Raw genomic sequence first — 18,518 nt, forward strand, 5'->3', positions numbered from 1 at the left:
ATTTTTTTTAGAGTTTTTTTAGATAAACTTAATTTTATTTATTTTTTTTAGAGTTTTTTTAGATAAATTTAATTTTATTTATTTTTTTTTAGAGTTTTTTTTAGATTAAATTTAATTTTTTTATTTTTTTTAGAGTTTTTTTAGATAAATTTAATTTTATTTATTCTTTAAGGATTTCTTCGCTTTTTCTAGCTATTTCCTTTAGTTGTTCTATTGTCTTTTCGTCCAATTCGCTGATTCCAACTTTTTCTTCCCATTCTTCAAGGTCTTCTTTTAATAAAACAGCTAGTTTTTCTCCCTTTTCAGTTGTTTTTATTTTGTACTTTCTTCTATTGTTTTTATCAACAATCCTTTCAACATAATCTTCGTCTTCCAGTTTTCTAAGTGCTTTAGCTATTGTTCCCTTGCTTTGTCCAAATATATTTGCCAAATCCTCTTGTGAAAGGTTTTTTCTTTTATGAATTTCAATCAGGTAGCGGCTTTCATAGGCCATATCTGATTTTGGATTTTTAAGGGAATAATTTAGTCTGTTTTTTGATATATTATGGATTAATGCAATAAAGGGCATCATGTCATATTTATCTATTGAATTGTCTTTTTCCATCATGTTTTCATCTTTCTTTAGTTCCTGGTTTTCAACCATAGGTATTGGGTATTTTTCCCGGTTTTCAAGCACATATATTTGGCATTTTTTCTGTTTTTTTCAATTTTATATTGGGCTTTTGGATATATAAATGTTTCCTAGGAAACTGTTTATCAGTAAACATTTAAAAATTTTAAATTATGTGGAGGTGATGAATTTTTTTTATTTTGAGTTGTGGAGGGTGTTGTATGTTTTATTATTGGATAAGATAAAATAAGCAAGCTAAAAATAAAAAAGTAAAAAATATTAAAAATCAGATTTTTATAGTTAATTAAGGGAATTCCCATTAATTATTCTTTAATGTAATCTGATTCTAAAATCAATTCGTTTTTCTCATTTTTTAATCTGTCTTGGATTGTGTTTTCAAAGTCTTCAGCTTCTATGTCTTCTATTGAAACACTTATTGCCTCTTTTGGTATTCCTATTTTTTCAACAATTGTATTTTTCAGTTCTTTAGCCATTTTGTTTTTTAATTCGTCGTCTCTTCCTGGATATAAACTTACTTGTATATGTGGCATATTTTCACATCCTTTAATTTTTATAATATTATTATTTTGTTTAAAATATAAAATATTTCGCATATGCTAATTAAATAATTGTTAACTTTTGCTTTTGAATAAATGGATTTTTTATAAATTTTCTTTCAAAATATTTATTTTTAAGAAGTCAAAGGATAATTAAAAAGCATAAACTTAGTGTTTGCTTATTCTTATTCAATCTTTAAGCTAATTAAACTTAAATATTTATAAAAATTAATATATTACCATGACTTTCATGAATAATAATGCAAACATAAAACAGTTTCAATGGATTAAATTCATTAATGAAAATTCAGATGATGATCATGTAATTTCAAAGATTTCAATTGTACTTCGCCGTGACAAAATTGAGGCTCCTTATTATATGATAACAAAAATCAGGCTCTCCACATGTATTGATAGGGCAGAGAATGGACTTATTCATGCAATGGATACATTAAACCATCAGAGAATGTATAATTTAACTGAAGAAAAGTTTAATGAAATTAAATCATTGATTCTTGATATCTTCGATAAGGATGAGTTGAAAATCCTTAATGATGGTGATGAGATTAAGATAGATTTAATGTCCAAGGATGATGATGAATTTAAAGACCTTTATAAAAAATATGGTGAACTTTTCAATAGGATAGATGTTCTGATTGATTAAAAGTATGTTCTGTTCTATTTAATCGTCAATTTCAAGGCTGAAGAGTTCAGCGGTCTTTTGTGAAATTGAAACCCCCTCATCATGTAAGCTTATTTCTCTTTTTTTTTGTTGTGGGTGTGTTAAAGTCTTAAAGATTTTTTTATTCTCAAGGGGAGCTTAAAATCATGACTCCTCCTCATTTTATTAATTCTTAATTTCTTATTTAAATCAATTTTTGTTGTTTGTTTTTTATTTGCCAATCTATTTCTTCGATATTGTTTTCCTTTAGGAATTCATTGGCTAGTTTGAAGTGATTGGATCCGAAAAATCCTCTTCTTGCTGAGAATGGTGAAGGGTGTGAGGATATTAAAACCAGATGCTTTGGATTATTGAGCAATTCCTTTTTCAATTCTGCCTGTTTTCCCCATAGGAGAAAAACAATGGGACTCTCCTTTTCATTCAGGATTTTTATTACATTGTCTGTAAATGTCTGCCATCCACATTTGCTGTGGGAGTTTGCATTTCCTTCTTCCACTGTAAGGACGGTATTAAGCAGGAAAACTCCCTGTTTTGCCCATGATTCAAGACATCCTGAATCTGGAATTGGGTAGCCGTATTCAGTTTCTATTTCCTTGAATATATTTTTAAGGGATCTTGGAATTGGATGGCCTTTAGGAGTTGAGAATGCAAGTCCATGAGCCTGACCCTCCTCATGATATGGGTCCTGACCTAGGATAACTACCTTTACATTATCAATGGGGCATAGTTTGAAAGCGTTGAATATTTCTTCCTTTGGAGGATAAATTGTTTTTGCATTGTATTCTGCATCTACAAAGTCTTTTGTTTTTTGGAAATATTCCTTTTCAAATTCCTCTTTTAAAACTTTATCCCAACTGTTTCCAATCATAAAATCACTTAATTGCTAATTTTAATGTGTTTTGTGTTTAATTCAAGTTTTTTTATATTTTAAATAATTTTTGAGCATTTCTTGTACTTATCTCTATGATTTCTTCTTCTTTTAAATCTAATTCTTCTGCCAATTTTTTAATTATGTATTTTAAGTTTAATGGAGTGTTTCGCTCTCCTCTTTTTTCTTCAGGAGCCATATATGGAGAGTCTGTTTCAAGGAGTATGTGATTTATATCAATTTCCTGAATCATCCTCTTAATTTTCTTATTGTTTTTATGGGTTATTGTTCCTCCAATTCCAATGTAGAAACCTAATTTAATAAATTCCCTTGCCATTTCAGCTGAACCCTGGTATGAGTGCAATGATCCTTGAAGATTATGTCTTTTTAAAATCTCATAGGTGTCCTGCATTGCCTTTCTGGAATGAACTATCACTGGAAGTTTATGCTTTTCTGCAAGATTCAGCATTTTTCCAAACAATTCCTTTTGTCTGTCCTTATTGTCCTTTCTATCATAATAGTCAAGGCCTATTTCTCCAACAGCTATTACCTTGTTGTTATTTAGTTGATTGTCTAATAATTGAATCTCTTCTTCGCTGATTTCATCTGCAAGGGTGTAAAAATAGCCTAAGGCAGCATGAACATTCCCATATTTCTCTGATAGTTTCAATACTTCCTCATTGCTTTTGGAATCTGTGCCATTTAAGATTATGTCTATGTCCTCTTTTGCAGCTTTTCTTATTATGTCCTCTGCATTTTCCATTTCACTGCTGTAAATGTGGCAATGTGTGTCTATTATCATATGATTTCTACCTTATGAATTTTGTTTTTGGCTTTGTTTTTTCTCTTTAATTTCAGCATATACTGCACCAATACCTAGAAATTGAGTTGCCAATAGGAATAATTTCAGTGCAATCTTCCATACATAGTCTAAAATACTTACTGGAATTGTCAAATAGCTTAATGATGAAAAAATAACTAAAGCTAGAATAATAAGGGTGTAATCCTTTGTATAATGTCTCCACCCTAAAGTGTCAATGTCTCTTTTAATTTCTGCAAATTTGAATGCAGTTAAAATACTTCCTGTATCTGCAAGTCTGGCAATTGCAATTTCCATAAAGAAACTGGTAATATAAAAGAGAATGGATCCCAGTACAAGAAAAATCAATGTATGGACAGGATTATGTGAATATAATAAGTTTAATGTATTGGGCAAATCAAGTAGCATGTCTTCCAATTCAAAAGTTGGAAAATTAAATGGAGAGCATACAAAATCCAAAATAGATCCTTGAATGAATAGATAAATATTAAAGACAATTATGGATTTCACTCCCAAAACTAAAACATCTTTAATCAATATCTTAGGCAGTCTAACACCCTGGTTTATTCTATCGCGGGTGATTGTCATTCCATAACCTGTTGTTATTGTGGGAATTATAAAAAATTCTAGAAGTCTCCAAGATTTAGGGAACATATAATAGTAATTGGAAGTAAAATTCAATATACAAAGCAATATTATGACAAATAGGAAAAATGGCTTGTTGTATGTGCAATAATCCCAAACTTTTTTCATTTTAATCAATGGCATATTAATCCTCATTTATATATTTTTAAATATGAATAATAAATTTAACTAATTTAATGTTTAATTTAAAATTTTTATGCCTTTCTTTCTGTTAAATCTTTCACGGATTTTTGAATTTATTTTTATTGAATTTTGTTCTTTTATGGGGTCTTGAATTAAAATTTTGTTGGGTTTTGTTTTTTTTTATGGGTTTTGAATTTATTCTTATTGAAATTTGTTCTTTTATGGGGTTTGAATTAAAATTTTGTCTGAAAATTCAGTTCATCCAAATTCTTAAAAATCAAGTTTATGAAAATCAAGTAAAAGTCTTGCATTAGTTTTTTATTCTTATAAGTCCAAGTATTATATATAATAATTTTGGTGAGTGGAATGGATAATAAGTTTTCAAGAACAGAAATGTTGGTTGGAAATGAGGGAATGGAGAAATTAAAGGACTCCAAGGTAGCTATTTTTGGTCTTGGAGGTGTAGGCTCTTTTGTATGTGAAGGGCTTGCAAGAAGTGGAATAGGTAATTTTATTCTGGTGGATTATGACAAGGTTGATGAAACAAACCTTAACAGACAAATTATTGCAACAGTGGATACAATTGGCCAAAACAAGGTTGATGTGATGAGGGAAAGAATCCTGTCAATCAATCCTGAAGCAAATATTGAAACCTATCCTGAATTTTATTTGGCCGATTCTGAAATAGATATAATTACAGATGACTTGTCCTATGTTGTTGATTGTGTTGATACCATAATGGCAAAGATTGCAATCATATCCAAATCCAAGGAAGCAGATGTTCCAATCATTTCTTCAATGGGGACTGGAAACAAGTTGGATCCAACTCTCTTTGAAGTGGCTGACATTCATGAGACTTCAGTATGCCCCCTTGCTAGAATCATGAAAAAGGACCTTAGAAAAAGAAATATAAAGGATGTTAAGGTTGTTTATTCTAGAGAACATCCAATAGACACCAAGAATTGTGAAATAAATAAGAATGCTAAATTTTTGGTCAATGGTACCGTTTCTTTTGTTCCATCAGTTGCAGGTTTGATAATTGCAGGTGAAGTTATAAAGGACATTCTTCACATCGGAAAAAGTAAGATAGGTTAATTAAGTGCTTGTTTGATTAAAAAAAGTAGTTTTAATGAGTTATTTTACTTAATTTTTTATTAATTATTTTTATTTTTTTAAAAAGTTTATTTTTTTATTTATTTTAAATTTTTTATTAATTATTTTTATTTTTTAAAAAGGACTATTCTTATTTTATTAAAAAATCATTTAAATTTTTATTTTTATAATTAATAAAAAATTTTATTTTATAAAAAATTAATTATTTAATTTTTATTTTAAAAAAGAAAAAAAGAAAAAGGTTTTGGTTTATTTTTAAACAATTATTGTTGTTTTTATTGTAAAAAAAAGAAAATAAGAAAAAGGTTTTGGTTTATTTTTAAACAATTATTGTTGTTTTTATTTTAAAAAGAAAGAATTGCTTTATTAATTTAATTTTAAAAAAAGAAAAAAGAATAAGAATTGGTTTATTTAAAACCAATCTTTAGAGGATTCAATAATTTCATCAACGATTATTGGTGCAGAACCAATATAAGTATGAGGATCCATGATTCTTTCAACGTCTTCTTTTGTTAGGAATTTACTTGCGTCAGGATCTTCAAGGATTAGGTCTGCAAGGAGTAATTTTTCCTTATTTGCCTTGATTGCATTCTTTCTGGCTACTCCATAAGCGGTTTGTTTACCCATTCCAGCTCTGGTAAGTTCTGCCATCAATCTTTCTGCCATGATTAATCCATTTGTGAAATTCAAGTTTCTTTCAATGTTTTCATCATAGAAGATGAGATTGTTCATTAACTTGATTGTAAGATTGAGAATATAATCTGTAAGAATACAGCTTTCAGGGAACATGATTCTTTCACAGGATGAGTTTGTCAAGTCCCTTTCGTGCCAGAGAGGGTTGTTTTCCATTGCTGCATTTACATATGATTTTACAATTCTTGCAACACCGCAGATTCTTTCAGCAGTAATAGGGTTCATTTTATGTGGCATGGTACTACTTCCGACTTGCTTTTCAGGGTCAAAGTATTCGCCTAACTCTTGAATTTCAGTTCTTTGCAGGTTTCTAACTTCAAGAGCTATTTTGCTAAGTGTGGTAGCAATATTAGCAAGGGTTGCAATGAATTCCACATGATTGTCCCTTTGCAAGACCTGATTTGTGATTGGAGCCGGTTTCAATCCTAGAATTTCAGACACTTTCTTGTGGATTTTCCAGCCGTCCTCTCCAAGCGCTGCAGTTGTTCCAACTGCCCCGTCCATCATACCAAGACATACATTGTCCTTTGCATGTTGCAATCTGTCATATTGTCTGTGAAGTTCATCAGCCCAAATTGCAAATTTCATACCATATGTGGTTGGAAGTGCATGTTGACCATGTGTACGGCCGATACAAACTTTTGTCTTGTTTTCTTCAGCTAATTTGAGTATGATTTTAGTTAGTCTTTCGATTTTTTCCTCAAGGACTTCAATGGAATCTTTTAAAAGTAAAGAGTTTGAACTGTCTACAATATCGTTAGATGTTGCTCCAAAATGAACATATTCTCCAGCTTCACCTTCACAGACTTCACTTAATCCTTTGGAAAGGGATGCGATATCGTGTTTGGTTTCAGCCTCGATTTCACTTACACGTTCCAAGGTAACATATTCAATACTTGCTTTAGCCTTGATTTCATCTGCATATTCCTTTGGAATGATTCCAAGTTCTCCTTCTGCTTGAGCCAATGCAGATTCAATGTCTAACATTCTTTGTTGCTTGTTTTCCTGTTCCCAGATTCTTTTCATTTCTGGAGTTCCATATCTAAATTCAATTGGATGTATTGCCATTTAAACTCTCCTTATTATGGATAATTAATAATTTTGATTCTTTCTAAATATTTTTAAAATTGCATTGATTTTCTAGAAATTTAAAATTCATTTATTGATTTTAATATTTCTAAAATTTATATATTTAGATATACAATTGTATTTTTGAATTTTAGATTAAATATATTTTATTAATTTTTATATGATTTTTTAAAAATCTTTTAAAATAATTTCATTTTTTCTAAAAACTTATTAATTCCAAACTAAATATTATTATTAGAATTGTATGATTATCAAAATTCTAAATTAATATTGATATAAATTGTTTTGATTATTTAAATTTTGAATTGAATTTTGATATAAATTGTTTTTATTATTCAAAAATTATTTTTAAATGAAGTTTTGTTTAATTATTATTAGAAGTATTGTTATAGGTTGTTTTTATTTTTCAAAAATTATTTTTAAATGAAATTTTGCTTAATCTAATAATTGCTTAAATCTTAGGTAGTAGGAGGATAATGATTATGGATTTTAACATTACTGATTTTAATGTTCGTTTAAGAACTATCAAAATTAGGGAATTAATAATTGCATGTATAATTGCCTTTGTTTTTACACTATTTATTGATGAACTAACAAGTCCTTTAATGGATATTTATGATGATTTAATTATGGTCAGTTTTCTTTTGGTTTTATTTTTGTTTTTCATTTATGCATTAAGGGGAACAACTGGTCTTTCCAATAATTTTCATAATCTATTTGAGAATGGAAACGCTCGAGAAATTATTTATGTAATGGTAATTAATTTGCTCTTTGCATTTTTTATCACAGCAATGTTTTCAAGTTTGGATGTGGTTATTGCTGCCTTTGATCCTGAATGGGTAACAAGTCTTGATTTTACTCCATCGGCAATAGATCCAGGAGTCTTTATTCTTGAAGCTATCGGTTCTGTAATTGTTGCTCCTATAATTGAGGAATTGATATTCAGGGGAATTTTGTTTAATAGGTTTAAAATCAGAATAGGCATACTTCCAGCTATTGTTCTTTCTTCATTCCTATTTGCAATAGGGCATGAATTTGGTGGAATGACAAGCGCATTTGTATTTGGTATGTGTATGTGTGTCTTATACATTAAGACAGACAATATTCTAGTGTCAATGTCTGTACACTTTCTGAATAATCTTATATGTGTTTTTCTAGATTTCTTCCCAGTAGATGGATTTTTATTCCAAATGCCTTTTTTACCGATTACTTTAATCGTTTCCATGGTTTCAGGCATTTTGATAATTGTTTATTTATATCAGGAGATTAAGAAGATTAGGGGAAATAGTCCAGTTTAGTATATTTTCTATTAATTCTTCTTTTTTTTACTTTTTTTTAATATTTTTAATATTTTTAATATTTTTAATATTTTTATTCTTTTTAACTCTTTTTAAGCCTTATTTTTAATTTTTACTTATTTTTTAGTAGTATTATTAATTTTTTTATTTTATTTTGTATTGTTTTTTTAATGAAATTATTAATTTTTTTATTTTATTTCTAGTTTTTTAATTAAACTATTAATTTTTTCATTGATTTTTTTACAAATTTTTAAAAAAATTCAATTTTTTAATGATAATTAGAAACATTTATATAATAAGTAATATAATTTTAACATATGGAATATATTTTTAACATTTGAATTGTTTTTTTTAAAATCAATTTGCTTTTTGGAGATTTTTAAAATTGATTCCATTTATAAAATATATTTGTTTTGAGTGGTCATATGAAAACAATTATAAAAGATTTGCGGCAGGAAGTTAAGATGAGTCAGAGAGAGTTGGGAGACTCTGTAGGGGTAACTCGTCAAACGATCAATGCTTTGGAAAATGGTCGTTATAATCCATCTTTGCTTTTAGCCTATAATATTACAAAAGTTTTAAATGAACGTTTTCACAAGGGAAATGTGGATAATTACTTCACAATAGAAGAAGTTTTCCTTTTAGATGAAAAGTTCGACGATGGGGATGATTAAATGATTTTAGATATTTATAAGGATGCTTTGGAGTATTCCTATCAAAGTTTATCCACCTTGTTGAAATTAGGGGTGCTGTTTTTATTAAGCTTCTTGATTATACCGATCTTTTTGGTTTATGGATATGATTATAGAGTTACATTAAAGGCTGTTAACGGCATGATTGGCGGTTCTGATGGATTGCCTGAGTTTACCGATGCAATTGGAATGTTGATTGAAGGAGTAAAGGTTCTTATTGTCAATTTGATTTATATGTTAGTTCCTTTCCTTCTTTTCATGGTAATTATGGCTATTGCAGGAAACCTTCAAGGTACTGGAGCTGCAGCTGTTCTTATTATAGGATTTATAATAGTATTTGCCATTTCAGTCATTGCTTATCTAATGAGTAAAATGGCTATTGCACATATGGCTGTAAATGAGGGATCTCTTTCAAAAGCATTTGCAATTAAGGAATTGTATGAAATTATATCTTCCATTGGATGGTTAAGAGTAATTGGTACTTATATTGGAATTATTGTTTTAAGCGTAATTTTAACCAATATTGTTTACTGGGTAATTGGTTTTATATTCACTGCTTTAGGATTCTCAACTGCTGTTTTAGGTGCAGGAGGATATATTTCCGGCGGCATTATGGGCTTTGGAATGATTCTTTCAGTACTTATAATGATGTTTATTGTAGGACCATTCCTACACATCCTGGACGCTAGAGCAACTGGTTTGCTTTATAATCTTCATTAATTGATTATTTATTAGCTTGTTTGCTTTATAATCTTCATTAATTGAGCATTTATTTAGACTGGTTTGATTTATAATCTTCATTAAATAAGATTTAATAAGTAATGGTGATATGTAATTGAGTATAAGTTTATTCTTTTGTATGGGTGTGTATTCAGTTTTAATTGATTATGCTCTTATCTTAGGGTGTGTAATGATTTTTTTATCTTTTTATTTTAGGTGATAATATGGGTAGTATTACAGATACTGTAACCGAAGGATTAAAATATCCATTTAATGACGGTAAAAAGGTATTGGTCTTTGGATTGTTCTTCACAATTTTAAACATCATATTTTTGGCTATGGAATATCTTAGTTATGCAAGTTTAAAGGAATTTGAGGCAAGCAATGTAACAATAAATCTAATTCCTCAAGTTTCAAGCACAAATTCAATATTTATTTGCCTATTGGCAATATTTGGCCTTGTGGTTTTAATTTATATCCTTGGTTATAATTATGATGTAATTAAATTTTCAATTGAATCTAAAAAGGAGCTTCCTGGCTTTTCAAATCCTGTTGAAAGACTTAAAAATGGATTGAAATATTTAATCTGTGTTGTGGCTTATTTGATTTTGCCAACAATCCTATTTGCTCTTGGTTTAATGTTGGGCGTTAATAACAATGTAGGTGCAGCGGTTAATAATATTGGGCTCCTCTTGATTGGAATTTCAGTTGTTTTATTCATTTTTGTATACTTTTTGGAAATAATGGCAGTATCTAATTTGATAAAGAATGATAAATTTTCAGCTGCTTTTGACTTTAAAGGAATCTTAAATCTTATTTCAAATCTTGGATGGGTAAGATTCATTGGCGGTTTAATATTTTTAACAATCATTCAGTTTATTATTGTAATGTTTTGCAATATAATCATTTCAATTATTTCCAATTTGATTGGAATCGCATTTTCAAGTGCTTTGATTGCAGTTGTTTTAAGTATGATTTTAATGGGATTGATTGTTAATCCATTCATTAATATCTTTGTTTCCAGAGTATATGGATCTTTTTACAGAGCAGCCAATGGAGAATTAATGAATTTTGAATAATTCTTCATTCTTTCTTTTTTTATTTTCATTTAACTTATTTTCTTATTTTATTCTTATTTTCTTATTTATTTCTTTTTTATTCTTTTTTTATTCTTATTTTATTTTTATTTTATTCTTATTTTCTTATTTTATTCTTATTTTATTCTTTTTTTAATTATTTGGGCTCTTTTAGTTAATTAAAAGTTTAGTGAATGCTAATCAGTTTTCACTAGTTATTTTAATCAATTTCAATCAATTCCTCTAATGATTTATACAATTCTTCTAAAACAGAATGAATTCTATTTCCAATATAGATTTTAGGTTCTACATTTACTCCATAGCTATTGATTGACTTGTTTTTGTATTCAATTTCAATTTTCCAATTAAACCCTCCATCTAAATTGCATGCTTCATAAACTTCTTCCAAATCCCAAATTGCTATTTTTTCCAGATTTTCCCAAAAGTCAATCCATTTTTCTTCTTTTATCTCTTCTACATTAATTATTTCTGGATTTGGATTATTTACAAGCAATTGATTTCCTATTAATTTAATTGATTTGGAACTTCCATTTGCATTTGCGTATTTTACTTCCAGAACTTCAGGAACATATTCGTTTTTCATAGTTTATATTTAGGTTTATATATTATATTAAACAATCTTAATTTAACAATAAATTTTCATGTTTTTTAAAAAAGTTTTTTAAGTTTTTAAGTTTTTAATTTTTTTAAGTTTTTTGAACTTTTCATGTTTTTTGAAAGGTTTTTAATTTTTTAAAATTTTAAACCTAATAAAAATGATTTAATTTAAGTAAATTTTAGGATATTTTTTTAAATTTTAAACCTAAATAAAAATGATTTAATTTAAGTAAATTTTAGAGTAAAAGTGATTTTTATGGTTAATTTAAATGATTATTTGGATAATTTATCTTTAGTTAAAGTTTTGTCCTTCTTTTTGCTTCTTATTCTCGTTTTAACCTTAATTCCACTTTTATTTAACTTTTCCTTAGGAAGTCTTATTTTCAAATTGTCATTGTATGGAATTATGCTTCTGTTTTTTATTTATAAATTCAATTCTATTTCCTTTGGTGATGGACAATCTTTCTTTAAAAGTCTGAAATCCCAATATGAGTCTATTTTTAAGGTTTCTAAGTTTTATCAAATCCTCTTTATTGTTTTGGCAAATATTTTCTTTGTCACAATGATTTACTTTATTTTAAGGTATTTCTCAAGTTTAGGCTTTTTACAGTTTGATTCTTCTTTGTTCGGTGATTTTACATCATCTAGTCCATTGACTGTAATTGTTTATTTCGTGGCGATTGTAGTCCTTTCTCCAATTGTGGAGGAGCTATTGTTTAGAGGAATTTTTTTAAGAAGATTTAATAAGGAATTTAATAATCTTAATTTGGCAATCATACTTTCTTCAGTACTGTTTGGTATCTGTCATGGTTTTGGTGGAATATTGGGAGCTATTCTTTTTGGAATTTGCGTTTCAATCCTTTATGTTAAGTCAAATAATATTTTGGTTCCAATATTTGCTCACTTTTTAAACAATTTAATTTCATTCCTGCTTGCATTATTTGGACTTGAATATTTGTTTTTTAACAGTATTAGTGTAATTGTAATTTTCATTTTAGCTATTTTAACTAATTTGGTTCTATTCAGAGCTATTTTTAAGGAATGGCCTAGCAGCTTTGATTAGAATAATTCATATGATTTTAATCTAGCCTATTTTAATTTTATTCTTTTATTTTTACCTTTTATTCTAATTTTATTTTATTTTATTTTTTCATTATTCTTTTTCCATTTATAAACATAAACTATATATTATCTTAAGATTAATGTAAGATTATGTTTAAGTTTACAACAAAAGAAATAAGAGATTTAATAATTTCCTTTATTGTAATAGCATTGGGATTTGCTATTCTTTATTCCAATGGGAATTATAATGATATTCTATTTTATTTCCCAATAGTTATGGTTGGTGTAGGTGCTGGATTTATTTTCCACGAATTGGGACATAAGTTTGCAGCAATGCATTATGGATATTGGGCAGAATATCAATTGTGGCCAACAGGTTTGGTCATTGCATTATTAAGTTCCTTCTTTGGTTTTATTTTTGCAGCTCCTGGGGCGGTATACATTTATTCTCAAGGAATGGCTGAAAAGGAAAACGGCATTGTTTCCATTGCAGGGCCGATTGTTAATATTGTTCTTGGTTTAATATTTTTGGCTATTTTAAGTTCCTTCAATGGAGTTGTTACAAATGACACAGAATACATTATTGCATTGATCTCTTTGCTTGGTACTAGAATTAATTTCTTCTTGGCAACTTTTAACTTATTGCCGATTCCTCCTTTGGATGGATCCAAGGTTATATCTTGGAGTATTCCTATTTGGTTAGTGGTATTTGCAATTTCAGCTATTCTGCTTGTAGTCTATGGAGGATTTTTAGGTTAAATATTTTTAATGGGATTTATTTATAAATAAATTCTTTTTTTATTTATTTCTTTTCATTAAGGATTTTAATTATTTCTTTATTCATTTTAATTTAGATTTTTATTCATTTTAATTAAGGATTTTTATTATTTCTTTATTCATTTTATTCATGTAAATTGAAAATTTTTTGAATAATTGTTTTACAATATTTGAAAAAAGATGATTTTTAAAAACAAAAGTCTTTAATATAATAAATTATAGAAATATACAATACTTAAAAAAATCATATGTTTATAGAAATTTTTATTATTGTTTTTTAATCTTAAATCTTCTTTTTTAGGTTTAAATTGGTTTAAAACCATTACAAATTATAAAAATTTACTTAAATTTATTAAAACTTATTAAAAATTATTAAAATTAATTTATTGTGATATTATGGCAAAAAAAGATGATAAATATAGTATGCCAATGAGTGGTGCAGGTTTAGTTAGATATTTTGATGATGAAAGTGTAGGTCCAAAAGTATCTCCAGAAATTATTATTGCAATTACCGTTATTTTAGGTATCTTCTGCTTAATTTTAAGATACTCTGTATAAGTTTAATTTAGATTAATTTTAATCTATTTTACTTTTTTTCTACTTTTTTTATTTATTTTATCTAATTTTTTTTATTTAATTTTATTATTTTACTATTTATTTACTATTTATTTACTATTTATTAACTTATTTTATTTATTTAGTCTATTTACTTTATTTTTTAGTATATTTAATCAATTTAAGCTATTTTAAGTTATTTTAACTTATTTTAATTAATTTAATCAATTTTTAGCTATGGGTTATTTAAATTAATTTAAATAATAAAATTAATTTTTATAAAATTTTTTTCAATTTTTTAAAAATATTACTTTTTATATGCTCTCACAATCTTTTTTATATATTAAATCTATAACTATAATAATCAATTAATTAGTAAAAAATTAATCATTTGGTTAATGTTTTTATTATGAAAAAAATTCTAATTAATAATGAATTTTTTTAAATTTTTATCATTATGAAAAATATTATAAGATTTTAATAACATAATATTATTAGATATTTTATGATTATTTAAAATCATTTTTAGATTAATTTAAAGTTTATTTAATATTAATTTAATATTTATTAAATCATTTAAGATTTTTTAAAGGTGTATTATAAACAGTTAAAAACATAGTTTTATCAGATTTCAGTTAAATTTGTTATTATAAACAGTTAAAAACAAAGGATTGACTTTAAACATATTTTTTAGGGATATCATGGATGCCGGAATGGATTATTTTGAAAGGTTGGAAAGTGAAACTCATGCACTCTATGAGATAGCCAATGAGGCAAGGTCAAAAGGTTTTGATGTGGAATTGGAAACAGAAATCCCATTGGCAAAGGACTTGGCAGAGCGTGTGGAAGGGCTTGTAGGTCCTAAGGGTATTGCAAAACGTATCAAGGAATTGGAAAAGGATATGTCTCGTGAAGAGGTAGCATTTGAAATTGCTGCAGAAATCGCTTCACAGGAATCCGCCGCTACTGGAAAGAAACTGGAAGAGGAAAGACAGAGTTTTGCAGATCAGGGACTTCGTACTGCACTTGCCATTCTAACTGAGGGTGTGGTTGCAGCTCCTTTGGAAGGTATTTCCGGAGTTAAAATCAAGGACAATTCTGATGGCAGCAAATATGTTGCGGTTTACTTTGCAGGTCCGATTCGTAGTGCAGGAGGTACTGCAGCAGCTTTATCCGTTCTTCTCGGTGATAAAATCAGGGTGGCCACTGGTCTTGACCGTTTCAAGCCTACCGATGATGAGATTGAAAGATATGTGGAAGAGGTAGAGCTTTATGAATCAGAGGTTACAAACCTCCAATATTCTCCAACTCCTGAAGAGGTCCGTTTTGCAGCAAAATCCATTCCTGTAGAGGTTAGTGGAGAACCGACAGATCAAATTGAAGTTTCCCACAGGGACTTGCCTCGTGTTGAAACAAACAATATTCGTGGCGGAGCATTGCTTGCGATGGTTGAAGGAGTTATTCAAAAGTCCAAAAAGATTTTAAAGATTGCAAACAAGCTTCAACTGGACAGTTGGGAATTTTTAGCTGAATATGCAAAGGGTATTGGTTCATCCCAGGAAGAAGAGAAGTCTGATGGCAGTGATGAATCTGAAGAGTCCGTTGAGGAAATCGATGACAATATCATTGACAAGGAAGAGCTTTTTGCCCATTCAAAATATGCTCATGATATTATTGGCGGAAGACCGGTTCTAGGTTATCCTTCCGAAAAGGGAGGCTTCCGTTTAAGATATGGCAGAAGCAGAAATACTGGGCTTGCTACAATGGGTGTTCACCCTGCAACCATGGAGCTATTGGAATTTCTGGCTGTAGGAACCCAGCTCAAGATTGAACGTCCTGGAAAGGGTAACTGTGTAGTTCCTGTAGACTCCATTGAGGGGCCGACCGTCAAGTTGAAATCAGGTGAGGTCCGCAGATTGGATTCCATTGCAGACGCTAGAAAATACAAGTCACAGGTTGTTGAAATCCTATTTTTAGGTGACATGCTTGTTGCATTCGGTGAATTCCTAAGAAACAACCAGCCTATGTTAGGTGCTTGCTGGTGTGAGGAATGGTGGGTTGAAACAATCCGTAACAGTGACAAGTACAGAGATTTGTCCAACGATGAAAAGGATGCTTTTGATGTTTATTCACTTGAAAACAAGCCTTTGACTGTGGAAGAGGCATTTAAGTTAAGCTATGACTTTGCAATTCCATTGCATCCTGAATACACCTATTACTATAATGACATTTCAAGAGAGGATTTAAATGACTTAAGCTCATGGATAAATGGTCAAGGGGACTATATAAATGAGGGTTATCCTAATGGAGAGGATTTAATACTTGATTTGTCCTATCAGAAAAGAACTCTTGAAGTTTTGGGAATTCCACATAAATTGGAAAACAAGAAGGTTATTATCGAAAAGAATTATGCTTATGCACTACTTAAAACTGTTAATGCAGATTATTCAAACTATTTGGATGATGAGCATTACAAGATGAAGGTAGTTGATATAATCAATGAAAATATTGACTTTGAAATTAAAGACAAGGCGCCTTGTTATATTGGTACAAGGGTAGGTCGTCCTGAAAAGTCCAAGGAAAGATTGATGAGACCTGCTCCACATGTTCTCTTCCCTATTGGAAACAATGGCGGTTCCAGACGTCTTGTGGCTGAAGCTGCCAAAAAGAGAAAGATCACTGTTGATATGGCAAGAAGGCACTGTACCAATGAGACTTGCGGATTCAGTACATTCCAGGCCATCTGCCCTCATTGCGGTGCTCCTACAGAAATTGGAAAGGTCAGCAAAAAGACAGTCAATTTGGCAAAGATGCTTTCCGATGCCTCAGATAATATTGGGGTCCGTAAGGTTGATGAGGTCAAGGGTGTAGTTGGTTTGATTTCAGAGGACAAGCTTCCGGAACCTTTGGAAAAGGGTATCCTCAGAGCTAAAAATGGAGTATTTACATTTAAGGAAGGTACAATACGTCATGACTCTACAGATTTGCCCCTCACTCATTTCATTCCAGAGGAAATTGGTGTTTCCGTTGACAAATTATTGGAAATGGGCTATACTCATGACTGTTATGGTGAGGAAATAGTAAGTGATAAGCAGATAATTGAACTTAAGGTTCAGGATATTGTAGTTTCAGACAATTGTGGAGAGTATCTTGTAGGCGTAGCTAATTTCGTTGATGATTTGCTTGAGAAGTATTATGGAATGGAAAGATTCTATAATGTTAAAACCAAGACTGACCTTATAGGTCACTTGATTGCAGGTCTTGCTCCCCACACATCAGCTGGAGTATTGGGTCGTATTGTAGGTTTTACAAAGGCATTAGGCTGTTATGCACACCCTTATTTCCATTCCGCTAAAAGGAGAAACTGTGACAGTGACGAGGATTCCGTTTTGCTCTTGCTTGACGCTTTGATTAATTTCTCCAAGTCTTATCTTCCAAGTACTCGTGGCGGTAGTATGGATGCTCCTTTGGTTTTATCTACAAGGATAGATCCTGAAGAGATAGATGACGAATCCCATAACCTGGATATTTTTGAACGTTTCCCATTGGAATTCTTTGAACGTAGTCAGGAACCGTTAAAACCTGCTGAAATGCTGGATTTGGTTGACAATGTTGAAATGCATTTGGGAACTGACAGGCAATATCATGATTTGATGTTTTCACATCATACCTCAAGCATTCATGCAGGCCCTAAGGTCTGTTTGTATAAGCGTTTAGGTTCCATGAAGGATAAGGTTGAGGCTCAAATTCACCTTGCTGAACTTATTAGGGCTGTAGATCAAAGGGGAGTTGTGGAAGGAGTTCTTTCATCTCACTTTTTACCTGACATTATGGGAAATTCAAGGGCTTTCTCCAAGCAAAAGGTCAGATGTCCGAAATGCGGTTCAAAGTATAGGCGTATGCCACTTACAGGAAAGTGTAAATGTGGCGGAAATCTGATATTAAGTGTTTCCAAGGGATCTGTTGTTAAATATCTTGAAATTTCTCAGGATTTGGTTAATAGATATCCTGTTTCTCATTATCTCCAGCAAAGATTGGAGATTCAAGAGTTTGGTATTAATTCATTGTTTGAAAGTGATAAATCCAAACAAAGTTCATTAGATGTTTTCTTTGGAAAATAAATCTTTTTAATTGATTAAAATTTTATAATTTTTTAAGTTTTAAATATTATTTAATTTTTAATTTTTTAATTAATTTAATTTTTTAAAATTTTAATTTTATATTTTTTTTAAGTTTAAAATTAATTTAATTTTTTAAAATTTTAATTTTTTAATCTTATTTATTATTATAATTAATTATTTAATTGAAAAATAGTCTTTTAGCCGATTGGATTGTTTTTTAATTATTTTATTAAATTTTATATTATTCTTTAGAAAATAGTTTTTTAATTAATTTAAATTGCTTTTTTATTTATTTAATTATTTTTTAAAAATAATATTTTTAATAAATATTTTTTAATTTCCGTTTTTTTTAAAATCAAATGAATTGAAGTTTATTGTCAAAAATAAAATTTTTTAATC

Annotated in this window: 17 protein-coding genes; 10 read left to right on the plus strand and 7 right to left on the minus strand. The window is 29.0% G+C overall.

Annotated elements, in window-relative coordinates:
- Positions 1–160: 160 nt before the first annotated feature.
- Both Q0138_RS01625 and Q0138_RS01630 read right to left on the minus strand, forming a co-directional pair.
- A complete protein-coding gene (locus Q0138_RS01625) occupies positions 161–676 on the minus strand; it encodes a MarR family transcriptional regulator (protein WP_297980020.1) in 516 nt (171 codons plus the stop codon).
- Between the two features lie 257 nt (positions 677–933).
- Positions 934–1,161 carry a tautomerase family protein gene (locus Q0138_RS01630; RefSeq protein ID WP_297980023.1) on the minus strand — a complete coding sequence of 76 codons (228 nt, stop codon included), beginning with the start codon at positions 1,159–1,161 and terminating at the stop codon, positions 934–936.
- Between the two features lie 256 nt (positions 1,162–1,417).
- On the opposite strand from Q0138_RS01630, the gene Q0138_RS01635 reads away from it, so the two are divergent.
- Positions 1,418–1,831, plus strand: coding sequence for a hypothetical protein (locus Q0138_RS01635; RefSeq protein ID WP_297980025.1), 414 nt, complete (start codon positions 1,418–1,420; stop codon positions 1,829–1,831).
- Between the two features lie 202 nt (positions 1,832–2,033).
- On the opposite strand, the gene Q0138_RS01640 is transcribed toward Q0138_RS01635, so the two are convergent.
- From Q0138_RS01640 to Q0138_RS01650, 3 genes are read right to left on the minus strand one after another with little or no spacing between them, the layout of a single operon-like run.
- Positions 2,034–2,717, minus strand: coding sequence for a uracil-DNA glycosylase (locus tag Q0138_RS01640; RefSeq protein WP_297980028.1), 684 nt, complete (start codon positions 2,715–2,717; stop codon positions 2,034–2,036).
- Positions 2,718–2,769: 52 nt separating this feature from the next.
- On the minus strand, positions 2,770–3,519 hold the full coding sequence (locus Q0138_RS01645; RefSeq protein WP_297980031.1) for a TatD family hydrolase: 750 nt from the start codon (positions 3,517–3,519) through the stop codon (positions 2,770–2,772).
- A 12-nt stretch (positions 3,520–3,531) separates the two neighbouring features.
- On the minus strand, positions 3,532–4,290 hold the full coding sequence (locus tag Q0138_RS01650) for a DUF4013 domain-containing protein (RefSeq protein WP_297980033.1): 759 nt from the start codon (positions 4,288–4,290) through the stop codon (positions 3,532–3,534).
- A gap of 381 nt (positions 4,291–4,671) precedes the next feature.
- On the opposite strand from Q0138_RS01650, the gene Q0138_RS01655 reads away from it, so the two are divergent.
- Positions 4,672–5,400 carry a tRNA threonylcarbamoyladenosine dehydratase gene (locus Q0138_RS01655; RefSeq protein WP_297980036.1) on the plus strand — a complete coding sequence of 243 codons (729 nt, stop codon included), beginning with the start codon at positions 4,672–4,674 and terminating at the stop codon, positions 5,398–5,400.
- A 429-nt stretch (positions 5,401–5,829) separates the two neighbouring features.
- Here Q0138_RS01655 and purB read toward each other — a convergent pair whose 3' ends face one another.
- Entirely contained in the window at positions 5,830–7,179 is a 1,350-nt protein-coding gene (gene purB, locus Q0138_RS01660; protein WP_297980040.1) for an adenylosuccinate lyase, read from the minus strand.
- 503 nt (positions 7,180–7,682) lie between these two features.
- Here purB and Q0138_RS01665 point away from each other — a divergent pair.
- From Q0138_RS01665 to Q0138_RS01680, 4 genes are all read left to right on the plus strand, one after another.
- Positions 7,683–8,498, plus strand: coding sequence for a CPBP family intramembrane glutamic endopeptidase (locus Q0138_RS01665; protein WP_297980042.1), 816 nt, complete (start codon positions 7,683–7,685; stop codon positions 8,496–8,498).
- A gap of 425 nt (positions 8,499–8,923) precedes the next feature.
- On the plus strand, positions 8,924–9,172 hold the full coding sequence (locus tag Q0138_RS01670) for a helix-turn-helix transcriptional regulator (RefSeq protein WP_297980044.1): 249 nt from the start codon (positions 8,924–8,926) through the stop codon (positions 9,170–9,172).
- Positions 9,173–9,910: a DUF4013 domain-containing protein gene (locus tag Q0138_RS01675; RefSeq protein WP_297980046.1), complete on the plus strand. Its 738-nt coding sequence runs from the start codon at positions 9,173–9,175 to the stop codon at positions 9,908–9,910.
- Between the two features lie 224 nt (positions 9,911–10,134).
- Complete coding sequence (locus tag Q0138_RS01680) at positions 10,135–10,989, plus strand: DUF4013 domain-containing protein (RefSeq protein WP_297980048.1); 855 nt, start codon at positions 10,135–10,137, stop codon at positions 10,987–10,989.
- A 217-nt stretch (positions 10,990–11,206) separates the two neighbouring features.
- Here Q0138_RS01680 and Q0138_RS01685 read toward each other — a convergent pair whose 3' ends face one another.
- The gene (locus Q0138_RS01685) at positions 11,207–11,590 is read right to left on the minus strand and encodes a hypothetical protein (RefSeq protein ID WP_297980051.1); all 384 of its coding nucleotides are present in this window, start codon (positions 11,588–11,590) and stop codon (positions 11,207–11,209) included.
- 270 nt (positions 11,591–11,860) lie between these two features.
- Here Q0138_RS01685 and Q0138_RS01690 point away from each other — a divergent pair, with 270 nt between their 5' ends.
- The 4 genes from Q0138_RS01690 (at position 11,861) to polC (ending at position 18,119) form a co-directional block, all read left to right on the plus strand.
- Positions 11,861–12,667 carry a CPBP family intramembrane glutamic endopeptidase gene (locus Q0138_RS01690; protein ID WP_297980053.1) on the plus strand — a complete coding sequence of 269 codons (807 nt, stop codon included), beginning with the start codon at positions 11,861–11,863 and terminating at the stop codon, positions 12,665–12,667.
- A gap of 149 nt (positions 12,668–12,816) precedes the next feature.
- Positions 12,817–13,425, plus strand: coding sequence for a site-2 protease family protein (locus Q0138_RS01695; protein WP_297980055.1), 609 nt, complete (start codon positions 12,817–12,819; stop codon positions 13,423–13,425).
- Between the two features lie 414 nt (positions 13,426–13,839).
- Entirely contained in the window at positions 13,840–14,001 is a 162-nt protein-coding gene (locus tag Q0138_RS01700; RefSeq protein ID WP_297980057.1) for a preprotein translocase subunit Sec61beta, read from the plus strand.
- A gap of 698 nt (positions 14,002–14,699) precedes the next feature.
- On the plus strand, positions 14,700–18,119 hold the full coding sequence (gene polC, locus Q0138_RS01705; protein ID WP_297980060.1) for a DNA polymerase II large subunit: 3,420 nt from the start codon (positions 14,700–14,702) through the stop codon (positions 18,117–18,119).
- Positions 18,120–18,518: the final 399 nt, after the last annotated feature.

It is taken from the genome of uncultured Methanobrevibacter sp., from assembly GCF_937906425.1.
GTDB lineage: Archaea > Methanobacteriota > Methanobacteria > Methanobacteriales > Methanobacteriaceae > Methanobrevibacter.